Raw genomic sequence first — 22,538 nt, 5'->3', positions numbered from 1 at the left:
ATTTGTGTTTTGATGAAATTGCTGCTTCTTGAACATTCATGGAATGGGGACAAATCAGAACCGGTGTGATTGATTATGAATACAATAAACATATTTTAAACACTCGAATGCGAAAAAGGTTTTATAAAAACTTTATTTTTTTTAAGCTGGCAGACAATTTGTTCGCCTAAATAGTTGTTCTAAACTAAAATGCTATGAAACCTGCCCCCATATTTGCCGTGCTGCTGGTGCTGTTATGCGCCGGCTCTTTCTTTGCCGCCTCCTGTCATAAAAAGTCCGCCCCGCCGCCAAACGGCGAAGATCCAGACTGGCCGAAAGACAGTGTGCGCGTGGTGGTACAACAGGGTATTTCCCGCCCATGGGAAATTCTCTGGGGGCCTGATGATCATATCTGGATGACGGAAAGGGGCGGAAAAGTGAGCCGTGTAGACCCCAAAACCGGCGAGCTGAAACCCCTGCTCACTATTCCGGAGGTAGTGGCCAACGGCGAAGGCGGCCTGCTGGGCATGGTGCTGCACCCCTCCTTTACGCAGCAGCCTTTTGTATACCTGGTGTACAACTACGGCAACCCTTACCGGGAAAAAGTAGTGCGGTACCGTTATGAGAACAATACCCTGGCCTCCCCTGCCACCATTATCGAGAACATACCGGCAGCGGGCATTCACAACGGCTCCCGCCTGCTGATCAGCGGAGACAAGCTCTTTATTACCACCGGCGATGCGGCGGCCAGCGGCAACGCACAGCTCACTACCTCCCTCAGCGGAAAGGTGCTGCGGCTGAACCTGGACGGCTCCGTTCCGGCAGACAACCCCATTCCCGGCAATCCCCTGTGGAGCTACGGCCACCGCAACCCGCAGGGACTGGTAATGGTCAATAACACCCTCTACGCGGCCGAGCATGGGGCCGGCATAGAAGATGAAGTGAACATCATTGAAAAACAAAGGAATTACGGCTGGCCCACCGTGGAAGGCCCCTGCAATACGGGGTCTGAAACGGCCTTTTGTACGGCCAATAACGTCAGGGAGCCGATCTGGTCAACCGGCGGCAGCACTTTTGCCCTCTGCGGGCTGGATTATTACAACCACGAGCGCATTCCCCAGTGGAAGAACTCGCTGCTGGTCACCAGCCTGAAAAATACCACCCTGTACCAGCTCCAGCTCAGCGCAGACGGTAAAACGGTAACAGGCAGCAAAACCTACTTTACCGGCAAGTTCGGCCGGCTGCGGGATGTTTGCGTATCGCCCAACGGGCGGGTGTACATCTGTACAGATGAAAGCCCGGGAAAGATCATTGAGGTGAGCAAGCCGGAGTAATAAAAAAAAGCCCCCCGCGTACGGAGGGCTCTTTTATTTCTATCTATCAACTTGTGCTTAGGCGTTCACTTTACCTTTCACCTTGGCCACTACTTCTTCAGCAATGTTGTTGGGTGCAGGGTTGTAGTGAGAGAACTCCATGATGGAGGTAGCGCGGCCGGAAGACAGTGAACGCAGCTGCGTTACGTAACCGAACATTTCGCTCAGGGGCACTTTGGCTTTGATCACCTGTGCGCCATTGCGGGATTCCATACCTTCCAGCATACCACGGCGGCGGTTCAGGTCACCGGTAACGTCACCCATGTACTGGTCAGGCGTGGTTACTTCTACTTTCATGATAGGTTCCAGCAGAACGGGTTTCGCTTTACGGCCGGCTTCACGGAAAGCAGACTTGGCGCAAAGCTCGAAAGACATGGCATCGGAGTCTACCGCGTGGAAAGAACCATCGAACAGGCGTACTTTCAGGCTCGTCATCGGGAAGTTGGCCAGCACGCCATTGTTCATGGATTGCTCAAAGCCTTTCTGTACCGCGGGAATGAACTCTTTGGGGATAGAACCACCGAAGATATCGTTCACGAACTGGAAGAATTTGCCGTCGTTCTCTTTCAGCCATTCTGCATCAGCAGGGCCGATCTCTATCTGGATGTCTGCGAATTTACCGCGGCCACCGGTTTGTTTCTTGAATACTTCGCGGTGTTCCACTTTCTGCGTGAAAGCTTCTTTGTAAGCAACCTGGGGAGCACCCTGGTTCACTTCCACTTTAAACTCGCGGCGCATACGGTCAACAATGATCTCGAGGTGCAGCTCGCCCATACCGCTCAATACGGTCTGGCCGGTTTCCTCATCGGTCTTTGCCTTCAGGGTGGGGTCTTCTTCCACCAGCTTGGCAATGGCCATACCCATTTTATCTACGTCTGCCTGCGTTTTAGGCTCAATGGCAATGTGGATCACGGGGTCGGGGAAGGTCATAGATTCCAGTACAATGGGATGATCTTCCGCGCAAAGGGTGTCACCGGTTTTGATATCTTTAAAACCAACAGCAGCACCAATGTCACCAGCTTCGATAAACTCGATGGGGTTCTGCTTGTTAGCGTGCATCTGCATGATACGGCTGATACGCTCGTTTTTGCCGGTACGGGTGTTCAGTACATAAGAACCCGCGTCCAGGTGGCCGGAATAAGCCCGGAAGAATGCCAGACGGCCTACGAAGGGGTCTGTCATGATCTTGAACGCCAGTGCTGCAAAAGGTTCTTTTGCGTCGGGCTTACGTTCAATTTCCTCACCATTGTCAGGGTTGGTACCTTTCACCGCTTCGATGTCCATCGGAGAAGGCAGGTAACGGCAAACACCGTCCAGCATTTTCTGAACACCTTTGTTTTTGAAGGAGGAACCGCACATCATCGGAATGATGGCCATATCGATGGTGGCTTTGCGGATCGCTTCGTGGATCTCGGCTTCAGAGATGGAGTTCGGGTCGTCGAAGAATTTCTCCAGCAGTTTATCATCGTAGTCAGCTACCGCTTCCACGAGCTTGCCTCTCCATTCTTCCGCTTCTTCTTTCATATCCGCGGGGATCTCTATCTCTTCGAAGGTAGCGCCTTTACCGGCTTCGTCCCAGATGATACCTTTCATGGTGATCAGGTCTACCACGCCTTTGAAGTTATCTTCAGCGCCAATGGGCAGTACCAGGGGAACGGGGTTGGCGCCCAGCATTTCCCTTACCTGTTTAACCACGTTCAGGAAGTCAGCGCCGGAACGGTCCATTTTATTCACAAAACCGATACGGGGTACGCGGTATTTGTTAGCCTGGCGCCAAACGGTCTCGGATTGGGGCTCAACACCGGATACGGCGCAGAACAATGCAACCAGCCCGTCCAGCACACGCAGGGAACGCTCTACCTCTACGGTAAAGTCCACGTGGCCCGGAGTATCGATGATATTGAATTTATACTGTTTGGTATCAGGCGTACTTTTTCCCTGGTCGGTAGGGAAGTTCCAGAAACAGGTGGTAGCAGCAGATGTGATGGTAATACCTCTCTCCTGCTCCTGGGCCATCCAGTCCATGGTAGCTGCCCCTTCGTGAACCTCACCGATTTTGTGGGTCTTCCCTGTATAATACAGGATACGCTCTGTGGTAGTGGTTTTACCGGCATCAATGTGCGCCGCAATACCAAAGTTTCTTTGAAATCTTAAGTCTGCCATAAAAGTAAAATGACTATAAGTAATGCAATTTGGGGGGCAAAGGTAAACTATTTATCTTAATTAATAAAACCCGATTCTTTGTGAAAATGTTAATTCCCGCGGGGCGGGGATGTATTAACCAGAATACCTTGTCCGTTAATCCGGCCTTAACAAAAATTAACCGGCAAAAGCCTCAAAGCGTCATTTTTCTACTTTTATTCCGCAAATCATTTTATTTGAATGGAATCCCAAATCTAATGATCCTGTTCTGTTGTTCCCCTGGGATGACAACCAAAAATTTCATTCTTCAAACAAATTGATTACCAATTAGAACGAATGGCTTATACCTCGTAATGACCTTGTATTGCCCGGAATTGGAAACAAACAAACCCCGCACATCATGAAAAAGATCTTTTACCTCCTGTTCTTCTTATTAATCGCATCGTTGCCGGGGCTGCATGCCCAGAACGGCCTCAGCGGCATCAACTACCAGGCCGTGGCCCGCAATGCCAACGGCACCGTACAGGCGGGCCAACCCCTCACCGTACGCTTCTCTGTGCTGGCCGGCGGCCCTGATGGCGCCGTACAGTACCAGGAAACACATAACACCGCTACCAACAACCAGGGGCTGTTTACCCTGCGGATAGGCCGCGGCACGCCGGTAACCGGCACTTTTGCCGCCGTGCCCTGGGCCGCCGCCAACCAGTTCTTGCGGGTGGAAGCAGACGCCGGGCAAGGTTACACCTTGCTGGGCACCAGCCAGTTCATGAGCGTTCCGTTTGCGCAGTTCGCTGCTAACGGGCCGCAGGGAGCACAGGGTGTTCCGGGGCCTGCAGGGCCGGCCGGACCAGTGGGGCCCGCCGGGCCACAGGGTCAACAGGGCGTTCCCGGGCCCGCCGGTGTTGAAGGCGTGGCTGGCCCGGTGGGGCCGCAAGGGCCCGCCGGTATTCCCGGGCCGCAGGGTATAGCGGGGCCGGCCGGTAACGCCGGACCGGCAGGGTCTGCAGGGCCTGCAGGGCCGCAGGGAACACAAGGCGCCACCGGGCCGCAAGGCCCGGCCGGCCCCGCGGGACCCGCTGGCCCGGAGGGACCTGCGTTTGCCATCCCCTACGCTACTACGGTAGACATTCCCGAAACAGTATTCAGCATTACCAACAACGGCGCCGGTACCTCGCTGGAAGGCACCAATAACGGCGTACAGGCGGATGCCGTGGCGGTAAAAGGCGTCATAGCCGGCAATGCCCCCGCCGGTAACGCCGTTGCCGTAAGAGGCATCAACAACGGCACCGGCACTCAGGGCGTGGGGGTACACGGCTCTCACGAAGGTTTTGGCACAGGCGTGCTGGGCACGGCCCCCAAGGGCATAGCCGTTCATGGCAACAGTAGTGAAGGCACGGCCGTACAAGGCAACACGGGTACCGGCACGGCCGTATCCGGCTCCAGCCTCTCCGGTATAGCCGGTAAGTTCCAGGTGATCGGCACGGAGGGCACCAACCCTGTAGTACAGGCCACCACCGCCGCCAAAGCGCCTGCCGTGGCGGCTTTCACCAGCTCGCAAAAAACCGGCGCCATGGCCATCCACGGCCAGGTAACCACCCAGGGCACCGGCGCCTCTTCCATTGCCATACTGGGAGAAAACCTGGGCGGCAACGCTGCCGGCCATGCCGTACGCGGCTATACGGAAGGAAGCGGCTGGGGCGTGTCCGGCCATTCCACCCAGGGCATCGGGGTGGAAGGCAGCTCTGTTCAGCACACGGGTGTACGGGCAAAGAGCGAGGCGAGTAACGGCCTGCATGCTACCTCCGTTAATGGCTCCGGCGTGTACGCCTCCAGCCAGAACGGCAAGGCCGGTCACTTCCAGGTCACCAACGTGGCCAATACCCAGCATGCGCTGCAGGTAGATCATAAAGGTTCGGGGAATGCCCTTGTCAGCGAGGCCAACACAGGCGTGGCGGGCAGGTTCCGGTCAACCAACAACCCAGCCGGCAAGGGAGCGGTGGAGGCTTACAGCCAAGGCCAGGGCCCCGCCATACGCGCGGAGGCAGACAATGCGCCCGGCCTCTATGCCATTAACCATGGCAGCGGCCCGGCGGTCAGCGTGGTGAATGACGGCAACGGCACGGGCATAGATGTGAATGTGCCGGGTGCGCAGGTAGGCATCAGGAGTTTTGCCACCGGAGCGGGCACCAGCATCTGGGCTTCCGCTACGAACGACCAGAGCGGCACGGCCAGGGCGCTGCTGGCCACTGTAGGCGCCAACGGCGGCACCGGCGTGGCCGGTATGTTCAATAACACCAATGCGGCTAACGACAAATCCACGGTGATGATCTCCAACGCCGGCACCCAGACCGCGCTGGAGATCAACCACACCGGCGCCACCGGCAACCTGGCGGTTTTCAAGAACCAGGGCGGCAATGTGGCCCGCATCAACAAATCAGGCAGGGGATATTTCAACGGTGATATACAGGCCAGCGGCGCAGACGTGGCGGAAGCATTTGATGTGACCGGCAGCAAGAACAGTTATGAGCCGGGAGACGTAATGGTGATCTCTACCAGTGCGGACCGCACCATGGAAAAAAGCAGCGGCCCCTACTCTGCGCTGGTGGCGGGCGTATACGCTACCAAACCCGGCCTGCTGCTGACCGGCGGAGACGCCCTGCAGGAGATCACTGATAAGGTCCCCCTGGGCGTGGTAGGCGTGATACCCACCAAGGTATGTGACGAAGGCGGGCCTATCAAACGCGGGGACCTGCTGGTATCTTCCAGCCAGCCCGGTACGGCCATGAAGGCAGACCCCGCCAAAGTGCAACCGGGCCAGGTCATCGGCAAGGCATTGCAGGAACACGCGGCCGGCAGCGGAAAGATCAATGTACTGGTAAATGTAAAATAGGCCCCATGAAAAAAATATTCATCCTGTTAATACTCCTGACAGCTGCCGGGCATGCGGCAGATGCGCAGCTGGTGCTGGTGCGGCAAGTAGCCGCCAGCACCGGCGGCAGCGGCCATGCAGGCCCGCTCACCATTGACTACACGGTAGGTGAACCGGTGGTGGAAAGCCTGGCGGCCGGCGGCCTTTTGCTCACCCAGGGTTTCCAGCAGCCGGAAATAGTGCCGGCGCTGCCGCCGGGCGGCACGCCGCTTTTCGACTTCCTCCTCTATCCCAACCCCGCGGTAACCACGGTAAAGGTAGCTTTCAACCTGGTAACGGACGCTTCCGTGGTATTGTTGATCGTGAACACTACGGGCCAGCTGATGTACCAGAACGTGCAGTATTACGGCGCTGGTAAAATACTCATCTCCACCCCCGTAGACCGGCTGGCGGCAGGCATCTACACCGTAGTGCTGAAAGTGCAGGGACAGGTCTATACAGAAAAACTCATTGTGCAATAACCTTCAAAACAAATCATCATGCAACCCAGGCAACTGTTTGCGATACTTTGCTGCCTGCTGGCGGTAAATACATCTTACGGACAGAAAACGCAGCAAAAGCCTATCAATATAGGCGGCGCGTTCCTGCTCGTAAACCCCGATGCCAAAAGCAGCGGCACCGGCGATGCCGTTACCGGCCTGGAGCCGGACGCCAACGCCATTTTTGCCAACGCGGCCAAACTGCCCTTTGCCGGGGAGTGGGGCGTAAGCGCTTCTTATTCTCCACTGATGTGGGACCTGAACAACCATCAAACTAACACCGCCTACGTATCTGCTTTTAAAACATGGAACGGCAGGGAAAGCGCAGGTATGTCCATCAAATATTTCAACTACGGAGAGGTCACTTTCCGGGACGATAACGGCATGGCGCTGCACAACTATACGCCGCGTGAATTTGCCATTGACGCCGCATATGCCAGAAAACTGAGCGATCAGTTCGCCCTTTCCGTAACGCTCCGCTACATCCGCAGCGAGCTGGGCAACGGCACCTATAACGGGCAGGTACAAAAACCGGCTTCCGCCGTTGCGGGAGATGTGGGGCTGTATTCCCAGGGGTATGCGGACAACCTGGATTACGGCAACCGCTATTGCTGGGGCATCAGCATCACCAACCTCGGCTCCAGGCTGAAGTATTCAGATGACGCCGGCCGCAAATCCTTTCTGCCCATGAACCTGCGCATTGGCGGCGGGTATTCTTTTGTGCATACGGAAGACCACCAGTTTACGCTGGCGGCAGATATCAACAAACTGCTGGTACCCACACCCCCTGTTTATAAAACAGACGGCCTCGGCAACCCCACCGGCGAAATAGAAAAAGGGAAAGACCCTGACCGCGGCGTTGTGAGCGCTATCTTCCATTCCTTTGCGGACGCGCCCGGCGGGTTTAATGAAGAGCTGCGCGAGTTCTCCATTGCCTCAGGTATTGAATATACCTACCAGCATAAATTCTTTGTGCGCGCAGGATATTTTTATGAGCACCCCCATAAAGGCTACCGACAGCATTTTACCATGGGCGCCGGTGTTAATTTTTCCGGCATTTCCATAGACATGGCCTACCTGTCTCCCACCGGCAGCAGCCTCATTCAGCGAAAGAGCATGGTATTCACCATCATGTATACCCCTTTCAGGGGCCTTTGATCATACCGGGAAAACAACACGTCCCCATTGTGCATGCGAATATACAGGGGCTGGCCATTACTGCGGGCCGGCCCCTATTGTTGTTCGTTCCCGCTTTTGTCCACTCCACCTGCTTTCCAAAATCTACCAGTCATCACCCTAAACCGGCCAAAAATGAAATGACGGTGTACACGTCTTGCAACAGATCATTTTTTAACTACCTTTACATTGTTCTCAGCCTGAAGAAACCCCAGCAAGCAAATAAAACAGCATAGATTAAAATGCACCGGGAACCCTTGAGTCATTGCTTCCCGATGCGGAAGAGGTTTTTATTGTTACGCCCGGAAGCCCGGAAGTAGAGCACTTCACGGCACACAACGAGCAGTATGTGGACGTATGTGGGGCCCGGTATTCCAGAAGCCGGACCATTCTGATACATGTAATGCAGGCAGCCCCTGCAGATCTCTCCTGTTATGCAGTATTTCCAAATTCCAACATAACCTCAATCACTATGAAACATTTTTCTACCCGGTATCTGTTACTGGCAATTTTCCTGGCCATGGCCTGGCTGCCCGCAAAGGCGCAGCTGACACTGGTGCGGGAAGTAGTGGCCAACAGCGGCGGCAGCGGAGCCGCCGGCGGCATTACGCTCGATTACACCATTGGAGAAGCGGTGGTGGAAACTTTCGGCGCAGGCGGCATACTGCTCACGCAGGGCTTCCATCAGCCGGAGGTACTCCCACCGCTGGCCCCCGGCTCCCCTGCCGTGATGGACTTTATGTTATACCCTAACCCCGCGCTCACTACGGTGAAGATCAGCTTTGACCTGCTGACGGACGCTACGGTAGTTTTCCTGCTGGTGAATACCACCGGGCAGGTCATTTACCAGGACGTGCGCATGTACGGCCCCGGTAAAATTGTGATACCCACGCCGGTAGACAGGCTGGCGGCGGGCATCTACACCGTGGTGTTCAAGGTACAGGGCCAGGTATATACAGAAAAGCTCATTGTACAATAATCATCATTCGCAAAAGCCTGAAAAGTTTTTTTATGAAGCAATTAAAAATGCTGCTGGTGCTTTGTTGCGTGCTGGTTGTACATCCCCTGCTAGCCCAAAAATCGCAACAACAACCACTGAATATAGGCGGCGCTTTCCTGCTGGTAAACCCCGATGCCCGCAGCAGCGGCATGGGCGATGCCGTAACAGGTACAGAGCCTGATGCCAATGCCATGTTCGGCAATGCGGCCAAACTGCCCTTTGCCGGCAGCTGGGGCGTAAGCGCCTCCTACTCCCCCTGGATGTGGGACCTCAATGATCATAAAACGCACATGGCCTATGTATCTGGTTTCAAGACCTGGGCAGAACAGCAAAGCATAGGCGTGTCCGTTAAATACTTCAATTACGGTGATGTGACCTTTCGTGACGATAACGGTATGGAGCTGCAGCAGTACCGCCCGCGCGAGTTTGCCATAGATGCCGCTTACGCCCGCAAGCTGGGCAACAAATTTTCCCTGGCGGTAACGCTGCGGTACATCCGCAGCGAGCTGGGCAGCGGCACCTACAACGGGCAGCTGCAAAAGCCGGCATCCGCCGTAGCCGGCGATGTGGGGCTGTATTACCAGAACTATGCGGACAACCTGGATTACGGGAACCGCTACGCCTGGGGCATCAGCTTTACCAACCTGGGCTCGCGGCTGAAGTATACGGACGATAATAACCGCAAGTCTTTCCTGCCCATGAACATGCGCATTGGCGGCGCGTATTCTTTTGTACACACGCAAGACCACCAGTTTACCGTTGCCGCTGACGTGAACAAGCTGCTGGTGCCCACCCCGCCCATCTACAAGCTGGACCCCAACGGCAACCCCACCGGCGAGATAGAGAAAGGGAAAGATCCCAACCGCGGCGTGGCCGAAGCCATTTTCAGCTCCTTCGGTGATGCGCCCGGCGGGTTTAATGAAGAGCTGCGCGAGTTCTCGCTGGCGGGCGGACTGGAGTATGACTACCAGCACAAGTTCTTTGTACGCACCGGCTATTTTTATGAACACCCCAACAAAGGCAACCGGCAGCATTTTACGGCCGGCATTGGTGTAAATATCTCCGGCGTGCAGATAGACATGGCCTACCTCATGCCCACCGGCACCAGTCTGATACAGCGCAGAAGCCTCGTGTTCACCCTGATGTACAATATTTCACCACAGAAATAAACCCTCACTTTAAACCTCGAAAACATGAAAGCTATATTTCTTTTCACCTGCCTGCTGCTGTTATCTGCAGGCGCCCTGATGGCCCAAAGCCAGTCTCCCAAGGCCGGCCGGTCAACCAAATACGTGCTGTTCCCGGATTATGACGCGGACATGGCGAAGTTGAAACAGGATGCAACGGCGGATGTTGACAACAAGCGGAAGAACACCCGCAATGTACGCGAGCTGATCTTCACCAACTACCAGCCCCAGCAGGCCGCGGCCAAACCCGCCGCACGGGAGACCGCCCGCAAGGGGGCCGGCTTGAAGCTGCCGTCTGAAGCCACCCCGGCAGACCTGGCCAAAGAGAAAGCAGCGGCGGCACAACCCGTAAAAGCAACCCCAGCCCCTTCACAAGAAAGCCAGGCGCCTAAACAATAAAAGCATCCGCAATGAAAAAGATATTTAACCTTATTATTTTCTCTCTTGTTGCATGCCTGCCGCAGGCAATGGCCCAGAGCGGCCTGACCGGCACCAACTACCAGGCCGTGGCGCGCAACAGCAATGGTACCATTTTATCTAACGCACCTGTTACCGTGCGGTTCTCCATTTTGGGAGGCGCTGCGGACGGCCCGGTGCAATACCAGGAAACGCACACCACCAACACCAATCAACTGGGGCTTTTCAGCCTGCAGATAGGGCGCGGCACACCGGTTACCGGTACTTTTGCCACTGTACCCTGGGCGGACGCCAACCAGTATGTTCGGGTGGAAGTGAATACCGGCAGCGGTTTCAATGTACTGGGCAACAGCCAGTTGATGGCGGTGCCTTATGCGCTGTTTGCCGTTAACGGCGGCACACCCGGCCCCGCTGGTCCTGCCGGTCCTGATGGCCCCGCCGGGCCTGCCGGCCCAGCCGGCCCCGTTGGCGCTCCCGGCGTACCCGGCCCTGTGGGCCCTGCCGGGCCTGGTGGCCCTGCTGGCCCCGCCGGACCTGTTGGGCCCGCCGGCCCCCTTGGCCCTGTTGGGCCTGCCGGCCCTGTTGGTCCCGCCGGGCCCGCTGGTTCCATTGCCAACGCACCGGCCGGGGGAGACCTGACCGGCAACTACCCTGACCCGGTAGTAGCAAAGATCCAGACGCGGCCGGTAGCCGCGGCGGCGCCCGCTGCCAACGACGTGCTGAAATTCAACGGCGTGGAATGGGCGCCGGGTTCCGTAGTGGGCGCCTTTACCCTGCCATACAATGCCGTTGAGAACAACGCCGCCACACTGTTCTCCATCACCAATAACGGAGACGGTACGTCCCTGGAAGGCGTCAACAACACCACTACCAGCAGCATTGCCGCTGTCCGCGGCATAGTAAGCAGCGCCTCTCCCGGCGGCTTCTCGGCCGGCGTACGCGGTATCAACTCAGGTACCGGCGGCCTGGGCGTTGGGGTCTGGGGGTCGCAAAACGGCAGTGGCTGGGGTGTATACGGCAGTACCCCCAACGGCCTGGGCGTTTATGGCAATGCCAGCGCCAACGGCACGGGCGTCTATGCCAACAGCAACACCGGCACCGGCCTTACGGCTACCAGCAACAACGGTATTCCCGCCAGCATCAGCATTTTTAACAATGCCAATAACAATAGTGCGCTCACCGCCAATACAGTAGGCAACGGTACGGTAGTGAACGTTACCACCACCGGCAATGGCGCCGGTGTACGCAGCTCTACCAGCGCCGGTTTCGGTGTGCATGGTATTACCAGCGCACAAACTTCAGCCGGTGTGGTAGGTGATAACAACGGCGGCGGCGAAGCGGTAGTAGGCCGTACCACCAGCGATATTGCGGGCGCCGTGGTAGGCCGCAACGATGGCGGCGGCTATGGCGTACGCGGGTTTGTGGCCACCAATAGCAGCGGCACGGCCATTGGCGTACTGGGGCAAGTGGGGCTCAATAACAGTACCGGGCGCGCCGGGCGTTTCGAGAACTTTAACAGTACCAATACCATGGGTAACACCCTGGAGGTGGCCACCAACGGCAATGGTAACATTCCTGACAACACCCAGGGCAACGCCGCCTCGTTCCTGGTAGACAATGCCAACAGCGTGGCCGCGGGCGTGCGTTCTGAAGTAAAGACCATTTTCGGCAACTTCGGCGCGGCGGGCATATTCGGTATCTCCTCCGGCACAGGCGGTTTTGCAGGCCTCTTTCATTCCTCCAACACCAGCGGCAACGGCCCCGCACTGGTAGCCATCCAGGATGGGAACGGCAACGCTATTACCGCCAATGCCTCAAAAGACGGCAATGCGGTGGAAGCCAATATTGACGGAGGCGGTAATGCCCTGTATGCCTGGGTGCCCAGTTTTGCCACCGGCCGCGCCGGGCGCTTCAATATTTTCAATGAGAACAACACCAGCGATGTGATCACTGTTACCACCGTGGGGAACGGCATAGCCGGCAATTTCAAGGTAGACAGGGTAACCGGCACCAAAGCGGCGGTAAGAGGAGAAGTGAACTCACAGTTCGCCAACTTCGGTACAGCGGGCATTTATGGGATCTCTTCCGGTACCGGCGGTTACGCGGGCCTGTTCCATGCATCTAACCCGGCCGGCAACGGCCCGGCGCTGATTGCCATTGCAGACGGCAACGGCAACGGTATTACCGCCAATGCCTCTAATACGGGAGACGGGGTGGAAACCACCGCAGATGGTACGGGCGCCGCCATCTATGCCTGGGTGCCCAACTTCGGCCAGGGCCGCGCGGGCAGGCTGGTGAACTATAACACCGGCAATACCAACCCGGTGCTGACGGTAGAACAGCACAGCAACGGCTCTATTGCCGTGTTCAAAAGCGGCAACCCGGGTACGGTGAACGTGGCCAGGATCAATTCGGCCGGCCGCGGTTTCTTCAACGGCGGCACGCAGAACAGCGGGGCAGACGTAGCGGAAGCATTTGACGTGACCGGCGCGCTCTCCGCCTACGAGCCCGGAGATGTGATGGTGATCTCCACCAGCCAGGACCGCACCATGGAAAAATCCGCCGCCCCTTACTCCAGCCTGGTAGCCGGTGTATATGCCACCAAACCCGGCGTATTGCTCACAGAGCAGGAAGGTGTGGAAGATATTACCGACCAGGTGCCGATGGGGGTGATAGGGGTTATTCCCACCAAGGTATGTGACGAAGGCGGCGCTATCAAACGGGGAGACCTGCTGGTTACCTCCAGCAAGCCCGGTTATGCCATGAAAGCAGACCCTGACAAGGTGAGACCCGGCCAGGTGATCGGCAAGGCATTGCAGGAGCTGGCCGCCGGGGAAGGGAAGATCAAGGTACTGGTAAACGTAAAATAGTAACACAGGTACCAGTCTGAACACTTTAGAGGTTTATGTCTGGTTTTGTGGCGAAGGGCCGGCCCGCTGGGGCCGGCTTTTTTTATGGTATCTGCGGGCGGGCAAAAAAAGAACACCTCCCGGATCCGGAAGGTGTTCCAATTATATGCATTCCGCCTGGGCGGGGATGTACTATATTTTGAAGTGGGAGAAAGCTTTGTTAGCTTCAGCCATACGGTGGGTATCTTCTTTCTTCTTGAAAGCGGCGCCTTCACCTTTGCTGGCGGCAACGATCTCGTTAGCCAGTTTTTCGGCCATGCTCTTACCGTTCCTTTCACCAGCGTAGCGTACCAGCCATTTGATGCTCAGGGACACTTTCCTGTCTGCACGCACCTCGGCGGGGATCTGGAAGGTGGCGCCACCAATACGGCGGCTGCGAACTTCTACTGCGGGTGTTACGTTAGATAATGCTTTTTTCCAGATCTCGTAACCATTTTCGTTGGTTATCTGGCTAACGCGGTCTATAGCGTCATAAAAAATTTTATAGGCAATGCTCTTTTTCCCTTGTTCCATGACGTTGTTCACGAAACGGGTTACCAGTTTATCCTGGAACCTGGGATCGGGCGCCAGGGGTAATTTTTTTGCAGCTTGCTTTCTCATTTATTTGAAAAATTTCAACTATTTACTGAATGATTATTTTTTAGCCTTTTCCTTTTTGGTACCATACTTGGAACGGCTCTGCTTCCTGTCCTTCACACCAGCAGTATCCAGGGAACCACGTACAATGTGGTAACGAACACCCGGCAGATCTTTTACCCTGCCGCCGCGGATCAGCACAATGGAGTGCTCCTGCAGGTTGTGACCTTCACCCGGAATATAGGCGATCACCTCTACTTTATTGGTCAGACGCACTTTAGCAACCTTACGCAATGCAGAGTTCGGCTTCTTAGGGGTGGTAGTGTACACACGGGTACATACGCCACGACGCTGAGGGCATGCATCCAAAGCTCTTGACTTTGATTTGGCCCGGATAATTTCTCTTCCTTTTCTTACTAATTGTTGTATTGTAGGCATTCTTACCTATTTTATATTTTTCTGCTAGTTTACAATGACATCCAAATAGCCCATTATGAGAATTTGGGAGGGCAAAGGTATCACTTCCTATTTAGAATACAAAATTGTGACCGAATTAATTTTTCAAAAAGCCGCATTACCGGGCATTTTCCTCTAACAACACCGTTACCATCTGCTCCCATTCCGCCTCCAGCGGCACGGCAGGCATCCTTTTCCCGGCCCGGGCGTACCAGTAACCGGCGTTCCCCGGGTCTCCCTCCTTGCGGTGCAGGTAGGCATGCACCCAGGAGCCGTCAGCGGAATGCACTTCCTGGGCTATGTTATGGCTGCGCTCCCAGTCTCCCCGGCCATCCCACCACATGGCTTCCAGCACCGGGCTCAGCCCCGCGGGAGGCGCCGGCTGCCGCAGGCTGTTTTTGAACTGATCAAAGGTCATGGGCGGCAAAGATAGTGAATATTGCTACAGTATTGGGAGAAAGCCGAAGCGGCAACGGAGAGGCGGCAGAGACAATCCCACCTAGTCAAGACCTAAACAAGACCTAGGTTAGGCCTAAGCTAGACCTAGTTCCTACCTATATTAGACCTATATCCTACCTATATCCTACCTATATCAGACCTAGTTCCTACCTATATTAGACCTATATCCTACCTATATCCTACCTATATCAGACCTAGTTCCTACCTATATCAGACCTATATTACACAGGGCCTTGTCTTCTCAATCATCACGTTATCAATTACTTATGGCCCGTTTTTTCAGAAAACGACCCTTATTTTAACACACTATGGTATATAATAGATTGAAAATCAACAAGAAAAGAACCAGCCCTCTGTACCTGCCCTTTCGCGTACAAAAAAAGCCCCCGGTTTCCCGGAGGCTTCTCTATAGAACCGTTGGTTATATTTTGTAATTCCAGCCCTTGTCATCCGGTACCTTGCCGGTGCGGATGGCGTCCAGGCGGCTGATCACTTCAGCGCCTACTTCGTACTTAGTGGTATCAAGCGATATCTTGTGGTCTTTATAGTCCAGCTGCTCCACATAGGCCACGCTGGCAGCGGTACCGGTACCGAACACCTCGCGCAGGGTGCCGTTCTGATGGGCGGCCACCACTTCGTCTATAGATACCGGGCGTTCTTCCACCTCAAAGCCCATTTCCTCCAGTACCGCCATTACGCTGGTACGGGTAACCCCGGCCAGGATGGTGCCGTTGGTGAGGTCTGGCGTGAGGGCGCGGTTGCCGATGATCACAAATACGTTCATGGTACCGCATTCCTGCAGCCATTTGTGGTCTTGCCCGTCTACCCAGAGTATCTGGTCATACCCCTGCTTGCGCGCCTGCATGGTGGGGTACATGGCCCCGCCGTAGTTGCCCGCGGCCTTGGCGTACCCTACCCCGCCGGGGAAGGCCCTGATATACTTGTCCTGTACCAGCAGGTGGATGGGTTTATTGAAATAAGGCCCGGAAGGGGAATTGATGATCACGAACTTGTAGGTATCTGACGGGCGCACGCCAATGAACTCGTCTACCGCTATCATGAAAGGCCGCAGGTAGAGGGAGCAGCCTTCATTGGAAGGCACCCATTTCCGGTCCAGGTCTATCAGCATGGCCATGCCGCCAATAAAGAGCCATTCCGGCACATCGGGCATGCCCATCCTTTCCGCGCTTTTGTTGAAGCGGGCATAATTGTCATAAGGGCGGAAGATCATGGGGTTGCCTTCCTGGTCATTATACGCCTTGATGCCTTCAAAAATGGCCTGGCCATAATGCCAGGCGGCGTTGGAAGGGCTCACGCTCAGGTGCTGGAACGGGAGTATTTCCGCATTTTTCCATTCCTTGCCGTCAAAATCAGCCACCAGCATGTGGTCTGCATATTTTTTCCCGAATACCAGGTTGTTAAAATCCACTTCGGCCAGGCGGCTCTTAGCTGTTTTTGTAACCTTAATCTTCCTGGCTGCTTCTTCCATCAGGGGGGATGTAGCGCCGGTAAACTCAACTGCCATCATGGTTAATCAATTTTATCTCAATATTTTTACACTTTCTAAAGCAGGCCATCGTTCCCCGAACGATCAGCAAATAAACGTTATTTCCCCAACATGGGGCGTTCACATTAAATTTTAATAAGATATTTATGAGCCTTGAGCAATTACAACTGGACCCTTATCTGCTGGCCCAAATGTACCACCAGCCTATCATCCCGGAGGTGCAAACGGCCGTTCCGGCAACCGCCAAGGTATTGCCCAAACTCAAATATTTAGGTGAAAATCAAAAAAACATCCTCCTGCTCATACAAAATGAAAGCGAAGCCTATTTGAACGAAGAATTATTCAATCTCCTCACCAATATATTGAATGCATGCAAACTGGGAATGCAGGATGTTGCATTGCTCAATGTTGCAGCCCCCCCCGGTTTAACGCTGCAGGACTACCATACGGCGCTGGGCTTCCGCCAGTGCATCGTTTTTGACATACCGCCCGCCAGGCTGGGCCTTCCGGAGATGGCCCCCTACCTGCCGGAAAGCCATTTCCAGGCCATGGTGCTGTACTCCGGCAACCTGCAACAAATTGCAACAGACAAGGCCCTGAAGGGGCGGCTGTGGCAGGGCCTCCAACAACTTTTCGGAATCTGATAACACCTTATATTCAATGACCTTAGTGTTTGCCACCAACAACGAGAACAAAGTAAAGGAGATCCGCTCCATGCTGAACAGCAGCTTTTCCATTATTACGATGAAAGAAGCGGGCATAGACATGGACATTCCCGAACCGCACGATACCCTGGAAGCCAACGCCCGGGAAAAATCCGGGACCATTTTCAGGCTGACCGGCCAAAATTCTTTTTCGGAAGACACCGGCCTGGAAATTGACGCCCTCCACGGCGCTCCCGGCGTGCTCTCCGCCCGGTATGCTGGAGAGCAGAAGAGCGCTGAAGACAATATGGACAAGGTATTGCGGGAGCTGGCCGGCCAAACCGCCCGCAGCGCCCGCTTCCGCACCGTTATCTCCCTCATCCTGAACGGCGTGGAGCACCAGTTTGAAGGGGTGGCCGAAGGCGCCATACTGCCGGAGCGGCAAGGGGGCAAAGGCTTCGGCTATGACCCCATTTTCCGGCCCGAAGGCAGCAGCAAGTCCTTTGCGGAAATGGACCTGCCGGAAAAAAACCAGTTCAGTCACCGGGGCAAGGCTTTCAAACAGCTGATCGCCTTTCTTCAACAGGTTTCCTGATGGCAAAAGTGAAGATAGAGATGCCGGCGCGCCTGCCCTTCTCCACGCAGGTGGCGGTACGGATCGGGGACGTGAACTACGGCAACCATGTGGGTAACGACGCTATGGTGTCCATCCTGCACGATTGCCGGCTGCAATACCTGGCTTCCCTGGGCTGCACGGAGCTGGACTTTTTCGGCGCCGGCCTCATCATGGCGGACCTGGCCGTTACCTACAAGGGAGAAGCGTTCTACGGAGATGTGCTGAACGTGGAAGTGGGCGCCGCCGAACTGGGCAGCGCGGGCTTTGACCTTTTTTACCGCATCACCACCGTCCGCAACGAAAAAACAGTACTGATCACCGAAGCCAAAACAGGCATGGTGTGTTTTGATTATAACAGCCGCAAGGTGGCCAGGCTGCCGGAGGCATTTAAGGAAAAAACCAATGAATAGCATGGAGCAAATAGCAACAGTGATCCGGCAACGCCGGACGGTGAAACCCACCAGCATGAACGGAAAAAAGATAGCAGATGAAACCATACGGGAACTGCTGGAGCTGGCAGACTGGGCGCCTACCCACGGGCTTACCGAGCCCTGGTACTTTGTAGTGTACAGCGGGGACAAGGTGCAAGAGTTTTGCCGCGAGCACGCGGACATGTATAAGACCTACACTCCCGCCGCCGCTTACATACCCGGCAACTATGACAAGCTGAGCACGCAGGGAGACCTGGCCTCCCACCTGGTGGCCGTATGCATGAAAAGAGGCAATAACCCCAAAATCCCGGAAATAGAAGAAATTGCCGCCACGGCCTGCGCGGTGGAAAACATCTGGCTGGCCGCCACGGCACAGAACATTGCCATGTACTGGGGCTCCGGGGGGATGACGTACCACCCCGCCATGCAAGACTACCTGGGGCTTGGAGATGATGACAAGGTGATGGGCTTTCTCTACCTGGGGTATACAGCAGAGGCCCCACGGCCCGGGCGGCGCGTGAAGCCTCTTGAAGAAAAAATTAAGTGGGTATAGGTATGTTCTTTATTGCAACCGGTATGTTTTGGCCAGGGCCTCAAAAGAACGTACCTGTTGCGTTTTCCATTGTTCGTCTTTTCCCAGTTCCGCGGCCATGATGTCTGCCACCTGCGGGGCAATGCGCACCGCTTCTTCCGCATCCAGGAACAGTGCCCTGGTACGGCGGGCCAGCACATCTTCTACCGCATGCGCCATTTCTTTCCGCACGGCCCATATCACCTGCGCTTTGATGATGCCCAGCGGAGCGCTGAGCACTGCTTCGCCGCCCGGCAGGTTTTTCACCGCCGCCGCATCGGCGCCGTAGTAATACAAGGGGTCTTCTTCGCCCAGTTTTTGGGCGGAGCCGTGAATGGGCAGCTCCCGGGTGGCGGAGGCCACGTGTTGCCACTGCTTCACTTTTTCCAGCCGGTCTACCACATCTTCCCCCATTTTGCGGTACGTGGTCCATTTGCCGCCCAGGATGGTCACAAGGCCGGAGGCGGATACCATTATTTTATGATTGCGGGAAATCTCCTTGGTCTTTTCGCTCTTTTCAGGTTTGGCCAGCGGGCGCAGGCCCGCCCATACGCTTTTTACATCCGCCCGGGCAGGCACTTTGGCCAGGTACTGGCCGGCCGTCTGGAGAATAAAATTGATCTCTTTTTCCATGGCCACGGGGTCAAGGCTGATCTCGTTCACCGGGTTGTCTGTAGTGCCTACCACCACTTTGTTGTGCCAGGGCACGGCAAACAGCACGCGGCCATCGCTGGTTTTGGGGATCATGAGGGCGTTGGCGCCCGGCAGGAACTCCGGGGCCAGCACCAGGTGAACGCCCTGGCTGGCCACAATTTTGCGTTTAATGCCGGGGTCGTCCATTTCGAGGATGTCATCTACGAACACGCCGGTGGCGTTGATGATGCCCTTGGTCTTGATCCGGTACAGCTGGCCCGTTTCGGTATCTTCAACCGTTACGTAAGACAGTTCGCCGTGGCCGTTTTTCTCCAGCCCCTTTACCCGCATGTAGTTGAGCGCTACCCCGCCCTGCTCGTAAATGGTCTGCGCCAGGTTGATGGCCAGGCGGGCGTCGTCAAACTGCCCGTCGTGATAAAGAATGCCTGCGGAAAGATGCGCCGCTTTCAGGCCGGGCAGTTTCTCCAGCGTTTCGCGGCGGGAGATATGTACGGAGCGGCCCAGGCTGAGGCGGCCGGCCATCCAGTCATACAACTTCAGGCCAATGGTATAATAAATGCCTTCCCACCAGCTATAGGCGGGGATGATAAAAGAAAGATTTTTGGCGAGGTGTTGTGCGTTTTTCAGCAGCAGGCCCCTTTCTATGCTCGCTTCCCGCACCAGCGCAACATCTCCCTGGGCAAGGTAACGAACGCCTCCGTGCAGGAGTTTGGTGGCTTTACTAGACGTGGATTTGGCAAAATCAGACTGTTCAAGCAGCAACGTTTTGTACCCCCTGGCGGCTGCTTCCAGCGCTGCGCCCAGCCCTGTAGCCCCACCCCCTATCACCAGCACATCCCACTCTTCATCATTCCCGATTGCTTTCAATTGTTCTAAACGGTTCATTGATCGATTGGTTCAAGCATTATTATACAATATACATCGTAATCCGATACTGGCAAAATTATACGATTTAAACGGCTCTTTCCAGACTTTTTGAACAAATGCGCCAGGATCTTTCCATATAATTGATATTAAAGGGCTTATACGATCAGGTGAACGCCCGGATTGTGCCACATAAAGGGTGCCGGAATAACGGCCGGGGACATTTGTTCTGCCGGGGCCGCCCGCCGCCGGACATAGGAAATTGGCCCGCCGGCGGCCTGCCGTTCCTGACCTTGCAGGTCAGAAATCCCAGTTCTTCACCCTGGCAATGGCCTTCTGCCATTTTTCCCGGAGCCGGGCCTGGCCGGGCGGGGGTGTTTCAGGAGAAAAAACGCGGGCAATGGTGTATTGGGCCTTCACCTCGTCCAGCGTCCAGAAGCCGGTGGCGAGGCCGGCAAGGTATGCCACCCCGGTAGCGCCGGCCGGCATTACCCGCGGCCGCATAACGGGGTACTGCAATATGTTCGTCTGCATTTGCATGAAGAAGTCGTACAACGCGGAAGTACCGTCTACCCGCAGTTCGGTAATGGCGCGGCCGCTGTCTTTTTCCATGGCCTCCAGGGCGTCTGCAATGCCAAGGGCCACCCCTTCCAGGGCGGCGCGGGCAATATGGCCGGAAGAAGTGCCGCGGGTGATGCCGATGATCATGCCCCGGGCGTAGGGGTCCCAGTAGGGCGTGCCCAGGCCGGAGAGGGCGGGCACGAACAGCACGCCTCCATTGTCTGGCTCCGTTTGGGCAAGGGCCTCAATTTCAGCGGTAGACTCAATAAGCCCCAGGCCGTCCCTGATCCAGCGGAACACGGAACTGCCGCCGAACACGCTGCCTTCCAGCGCATACGTAACCTGGTTGCCTATACGCCAGGCAATGGTGGTAAGCAGGTGATGGTCAGACACAATGGGGGTGGAACCGGTATTCATCAGCGCAAAACAACCGCTGCCGTAAGTATTCTTTACCATGCCCGGCTCCAGGCACATTTGCCCGAAGAGGGCGGCCTGCTGGTCTCCCGCCATGCCGGCAATGGGAATTTCCGCGTCCAGTATGCCGGGCGCGGTATGGGCCACCACTTCGCTGTTGGAACAAACTTCCGGCAGCAGCTTGTGGGGAATATTGAACAACCGCAGCAGTTCCTCGTCCCAATTCTGATCATGAATATTGAACAGCATGGTACGGGAGGCGTTGGTGATATCCGTTACATGTTTTTTGCCGCCGGTGAGTTTCCACACCAGCCAGGCGTCTATAGTGCCAAAAGCCAGCTGCCCCTGTTCCGCGCGGATGCGGCCGTCCGGCACATGGTCCAGTATCCAGGATATTTTGCTGGCGGAGAAATACGCGTCCAGGATGAGGCCCGTCTTCTGGCGGATCAGTTCCGAAAACCCCTGGTAGCGGAACTCGTCACAGAGCTTGGACGTACGCCTGTCTTGCCAGGCAATGGCGTTGTACACCGGCTCTCCTTTCTGCCGGTCCCAGATCACGGTGGTTTCCCGCTGGGTGGCAATGCCGATGCCGGCAATCTCTTGCGCGCCAATGCCCGTACTGGCTACCAGCTCTTCCATAACAGACAGCATGGTAAACCATATCTCGTTCGGGTCTACCTCTATCCAGCCAGGTTGCGGGTAATATTTTTCATATTCTTTCTGCAACTGTTTCACCACCTGCCCCTGGCGGGAGAACAATACGGCGCCGGCCGCACTGGAGCCAAGGTCTAGAGACAGGATGTATTTCTTTTGGGCGTTCATTAGCGCAACAAGTTTAAACGTTCTTCAGATCGGTGATGGCCTGCATCAGCTCACCCAGGTACTGGTACATGGTTTCCAGGTAAGTATTGCCCTGCTCGGTCAGTTTGTAATATTTTCTCGGCACTCCCTCGTCCATTTCCACCCAGCGGGAATCTACCAGCTTCTCTTTTTTGAGGCGGCTGAGCAGGGGGTAAATAGTACCTTCCGCAATGTCCATGTCCGCCAGCTTCTTGATCTCGCTGATCAGCTCATATCCGTACCGCTCCTTCTTCTGCAGGAGGAGCATAATGATATATTCGAACAGTCCTTTTTTGATCTGGGATTGCCAGCGTGTTATGAAATAGGCGTTTTGCTTATTTTCCATAAGGGAAT

General features: G+C 55.6%; 20 protein-coding genes. 12 read left to right on the top strand and 8 right to left on the bottom strand.

Annotation, left to right across the window (positions count from 1 at the left end; translation table 11 throughout):
* The first annotated feature begins 194 nt into the window (after positions 1 to 194).
* The gene (locus D3A97_RS12020) at positions 195 to 1,313 is read left to right on the top strand and encodes a PQQ-dependent sugar dehydrogenase (protein WP_119078747.1); all 1,119 of its coding nucleotides are present in this window, start codon (positions 195 to 197) and stop codon (positions 1,311 to 1,313) included.
* Positions 1,314 to 1,370: 57 nt separating this feature from the next.
* Here the strand turns inward: D3A97_RS12020 and fusA are convergent, their stop codons facing one another.
* A complete protein-coding gene (fusA, locus tag D3A97_RS12015) occupies positions 1,371 to 3,515 on the bottom strand; it encodes an elongation factor G (RefSeq protein WP_119078746.1) in 2,145 nt (714 codons plus the stop codon).
* A 379-nt stretch (positions 3,516 to 3,894) separates the two neighbouring features.
* Between fusA and D3A97_RS25250 the strand changes: the two genes are divergently transcribed.
* The 7 genes from D3A97_RS25250 to D3A97_RS11965 all read left to right on the top strand — a co-directional run bounded on the left by D3A97_RS25250 (position 3,895) and on the right by D3A97_RS11965 (position 13,552).
* Positions 3,895 to 6,384 (top strand): DUF8740 domain-containing protein, encoded by a 2,490-nt coding sequence (locus D3A97_RS25250; protein WP_157986504.1) that lies wholly within the window; start codon positions 3,895 to 3,897, stop codon positions 6,382 to 6,384.
* A gap of 5 nt (positions 6,385 to 6,389) precedes the next feature.
* Positions 6,390 to 6,884: a T9SS type A sorting domain-containing protein gene (locus tag D3A97_RS11995; protein ID WP_119078743.1), complete on the top strand. Its 495-nt coding sequence runs from the start codon at positions 6,390 to 6,392 to the stop codon at positions 6,882 to 6,884.
* A gap of 18 nt (positions 6,885 to 6,902) precedes the next feature.
* Positions 6,903 to 8,060 (top strand): type IX secretion system outer membrane channel protein PorV, encoded by a 1,158-nt coding sequence (gene porV, locus D3A97_RS11990; RefSeq protein ID WP_119078742.1) that lies wholly within the window; start codon positions 6,903 to 6,905, stop codon positions 8,058 to 8,060.
* Positions 8,061 to 8,550: 490 nt separating this feature from the next.
* Positions 8,551 to 9,057 carry a T9SS type A sorting domain-containing protein gene (locus D3A97_RS11985; RefSeq protein WP_157986503.1) on the top strand — a complete coding sequence of 169 codons (507 nt, stop codon included), beginning with the start codon at positions 8,551 to 8,553 and terminating at the stop codon, positions 9,055 to 9,057.
* 32 nt (positions 9,058 to 9,089) lie between these two features.
* Complete coding sequence (gene porV, locus D3A97_RS11980; RefSeq protein WP_157986502.1) at positions 9,090 to 10,247, top strand: type IX secretion system outer membrane channel protein PorV; 1,158 nt, start codon at positions 9,090 to 9,092, stop codon at positions 10,245 to 10,247.
* A 24-nt stretch (positions 10,248 to 10,271) separates the two neighbouring features.
* Complete coding sequence (locus D3A97_RS11975) at positions 10,272 to 10,664, top strand: hypothetical protein (protein ID WP_119078739.1); 393 nt, start codon at positions 10,272 to 10,274, stop codon at positions 10,662 to 10,664.
* An 11-nt stretch (positions 10,665 to 10,675) separates the two neighbouring features.
* A complete protein-coding gene (locus D3A97_RS11965) occupies positions 10,676 to 13,552 on the top strand; it encodes a beta strand repeat-containing protein (RefSeq protein WP_198673971.1) in 2,877 nt (958 codons plus the stop codon).
* 171 nt (positions 13,553 to 13,723) lie between these two features.
* Here the strand turns inward: D3A97_RS11965 and rpsG are convergent, their stop codons facing one another.
* The 4 genes from rpsG to D3A97_RS11945 form a co-directional block, all read right to left on the bottom strand.
* The gene (gene rpsG, locus D3A97_RS11960; RefSeq protein WP_119078738.1) at positions 13,724 to 14,191 is read right to left on the bottom strand and encodes a 30S ribosomal protein S7; all 468 of its coding nucleotides are present in this window, start codon (positions 14,189 to 14,191) and stop codon (positions 13,724 to 13,726) included.
* 33 nt (positions 14,192 to 14,224) lie between these two features.
* Positions 14,225 to 14,605 carry a 30S ribosomal protein S12 gene (gene rpsL, locus D3A97_RS11955; protein ID WP_026751391.1) on the bottom strand — a complete coding sequence of 127 codons (381 nt, stop codon included), beginning with the start codon at positions 14,603 to 14,605 and terminating at the stop codon, positions 14,225 to 14,227.
* Between the two features lie 136 nt (positions 14,606 to 14,741).
* The gene (locus tag D3A97_RS11950) at positions 14,742 to 15,041 is read right to left on the bottom strand and encodes a hypothetical protein (RefSeq protein WP_119078737.1); all 300 of its coding nucleotides are present in this window, start codon (positions 15,039 to 15,041) and stop codon (positions 14,742 to 14,744) included.
* A gap of 462 nt (positions 15,042 to 15,503) precedes the next feature.
* Positions 15,504 to 16,610, bottom strand: a complete 1,107-nt coding sequence (locus D3A97_RS11945; RefSeq protein WP_232825946.1) for a branched-chain amino acid aminotransferase — start codon at positions 16,608 to 16,610, stop codon at positions 15,504 to 15,506.
* Positions 16,611 to 16,735: 125 nt separating this feature from the next.
* Here D3A97_RS11945 and D3A97_RS11940 point away from each other — a divergent pair, with 125 nt between their 5' ends.
* From D3A97_RS11940 to D3A97_RS11925, 4 genes are read left to right on the top strand one after another with little or no spacing between them, the layout of a single operon-like run.
* Positions 16,736 to 17,233 carry a hypothetical protein gene (locus tag D3A97_RS11940; RefSeq protein ID WP_119078736.1) on the top strand — a complete coding sequence of 166 codons (498 nt, stop codon included), beginning with the start codon at positions 16,736 to 16,738 and terminating at the stop codon, positions 17,231 to 17,233.
* Between the two features lie 16 nt (positions 17,234 to 17,249).
* The gene (gene rdgB / locus D3A97_RS11935) at positions 17,250 to 17,828 is read left to right on the top strand and encodes an RdgB/HAM1 family non-canonical purine NTP pyrophosphatase (protein ID WP_119078735.1); all 579 of its coding nucleotides are present in this window, start codon (positions 17,250 to 17,252) and stop codon (positions 17,826 to 17,828) included.
* A complete protein-coding gene (locus D3A97_RS11930; RefSeq protein ID WP_119078734.1) occupies positions 17,828 to 18,259 on the top strand; it encodes an acyl-CoA thioesterase in 432 nt (143 codons plus the stop codon). Before rdgB ends, D3A97_RS11930 begins: the two co-directional genes overlap by 1 nt.
* A gap of 1 nt (position 18,260) precedes the next feature.
* Positions 18,261 to 18,833: a nitroreductase family protein gene (locus D3A97_RS11925; RefSeq protein WP_198673970.1), complete on the top strand. Its 573-nt coding sequence runs from the start codon at positions 18,261 to 18,263 to the stop codon at positions 18,831 to 18,833.
* Between the two features lie 9 nt (positions 18,834 to 18,842).
* On the opposite strand, the gene D3A97_RS11920 is transcribed toward D3A97_RS11925, so the two are convergent.
* The 3 genes from D3A97_RS11920 to D3A97_RS11910 all read right to left on the bottom strand — a co-directional run bounded on the left by D3A97_RS11920 (position 18,843) and on the right by D3A97_RS11910 (position 22,530).
* Positions 18,843 to 20,390 (bottom strand): glycerol-3-phosphate dehydrogenase/oxidase, encoded by a 1,548-nt coding sequence (locus D3A97_RS11920; RefSeq protein WP_119078732.1) that lies wholly within the window; start codon positions 20,388 to 20,390, stop codon positions 18,843 to 18,845.
* A gap of 279 nt (positions 20,391 to 20,669) precedes the next feature.
* Positions 20,670 to 22,166, bottom strand: a complete 1,497-nt coding sequence (gene glpK / locus D3A97_RS11915; RefSeq protein ID WP_119078731.1) for a glycerol kinase GlpK — start codon at positions 22,164 to 22,166, stop codon at positions 20,670 to 20,672.
* A 13-nt stretch (positions 22,167 to 22,179) separates the two neighbouring features.
* The gene (locus tag D3A97_RS11910; protein ID WP_119078730.1) at positions 22,180 to 22,530 is read right to left on the bottom strand and encodes a PadR family transcriptional regulator; all 351 of its coding nucleotides are present in this window, start codon (positions 22,528 to 22,530) and stop codon (positions 22,180 to 22,182) included.
* Positions 22,531 to 22,538: the final 8 nt, after the last annotated feature.

It is taken from the genome of Chitinophaga alhagiae (assembly GCF_003568665.1).
GTDB lineage: Bacteria > Bacteroidota > Bacteroidia > Chitinophagales > Chitinophagaceae > Chitinophaga > Chitinophaga alhagiae.
Note: the sequence above shows the minus strand (reverse complement) of the source record. Positions and strands in the feature narration are given on the sequence as shown.

What these genes read in the sequence shown, in the direction of transcription:
- D3A97_RS11920 (WP_119078732.1), bottom strand. Translation starts at nt 20,390, where the DNA reads ATGAACCGTTTAGAACAATTGAAAGCAATCGGGAATGATGAAGAGTGG.
- porV (WP_157986502.1), top strand. Translation starts at nt 9,090, where the DNA reads ATGAAGCAATTAAAAATGCTGCTGGTGCTTTGTTGCGTGCTGGTTGTA.
- rdgB (WP_119078735.1), top strand. Translation starts at nt 17,250, where the DNA reads ATGACCTTAGTGTTTGCCACCAACAACGAGAACAAAGTAAAGGAGATC.
- D3A97_RS11930 (WP_119078734.1), top strand. Translation starts at nt 17,828, where the DNA reads ATGGCAAAAGTGAAGATAGAGATGCCGGCGCGCCTGCCCTTCTCCACG.
- rpsG (WP_119078738.1), bottom strand. Translation starts at nt 14,191, where the DNA reads ATGAGAAAGCAAGCTGCAAAAAAATTACCCCTGGCGCCCGATCCCAGG.
- fusA (WP_119078746.1), bottom strand. Translation starts at nt 3,515, where the DNA reads ATGGCAGACTTAAGATTTCAAAGAAACTTTGGTATTGCGGCGCACATT.
- D3A97_RS11925 (WP_198673970.1), top strand. Translation starts at nt 18,261, where the DNA reads ATGGAGCAAATAGCAACAGTGATCCGGCAACGCCGGACGGTGAAACCC.
- D3A97_RS11950 (WP_119078737.1), bottom strand. Translation starts at nt 15,041, where the DNA reads ATGACCTTTGATCAGTTCAAAAACAGCCTGCGGCAGCCGGCGCCTCCC.
- glpK (WP_119078731.1), bottom strand. Translation starts at nt 22,166, where the DNA reads ATGAACGCCCAAAAGAAATACATCCTGTCTCTAGACCTTGGCTCCAGT.
- D3A97_RS11940 (WP_119078736.1), top strand. Translation starts at nt 16,736, where the DNA reads ATGAGCCTTGAGCAATTACAACTGGACCCTTATCTGCTGGCCCAAATG.
- D3A97_RS11985 (WP_157986503.1), top strand. Translation starts at nt 8,551, where the DNA reads ATGAAACATTTTTCTACCCGGTATCTGTTACTGGCAATTTTCCTGGCC.
- porV (WP_119078742.1), top strand. Translation starts at nt 6,903, where the DNA reads ATGCAACCCAGGCAACTGTTTGCGATACTTTGCTGCCTGCTGGCGGTA.
- D3A97_RS11910 (WP_119078730.1), bottom strand. Translation starts at nt 22,530, where the DNA reads ATGGAAAATAAGCAAAACGCCTATTTCATAACACGCTGGCAATCCCAG.
- D3A97_RS11975 (WP_119078739.1), top strand. Translation starts at nt 10,272, where the DNA reads ATGAAAGCTATATTTCTTTTCACCTGCCTGCTGCTGTTATCTGCAGGC.
- D3A97_RS25250 (WP_157986504.1), top strand. Translation starts at nt 3,895, where the DNA reads ATGAAAAAGATCTTTTACCTCCTGTTCTTCTTATTAATCGCATCGTTG.
- D3A97_RS11995 (WP_119078743.1), top strand. Translation starts at nt 6,390, where the DNA reads ATGAAAAAAATATTCATCCTGTTAATACTCCTGACAGCTGCCGGGCAT.
- D3A97_RS11965 (WP_198673971.1), top strand. Translation starts at nt 10,676, where the DNA reads ATGAAAAAGATATTTAACCTTATTATTTTCTCTCTTGTTGCATGCCTG.
- D3A97_RS11945 (WP_232825946.1), bottom strand. Translation starts at nt 16,610, where the DNA reads ATGATGGCAGTTGAGTTTACCGGCGCTACATCCCCCCTGATGGAAGAA.
- D3A97_RS12020 (WP_119078747.1), top strand. Translation starts at nt 195, where the DNA reads ATGAAACCTGCCCCCATATTTGCCGTGCTGCTGGTGCTGTTATGCGCC.
- rpsL (WP_026751391.1), bottom strand. Translation starts at nt 14,605, where the DNA reads ATGCCTACAATACAACAATTAGTAAGAAAAGGAAGAGAAATTATCCGG.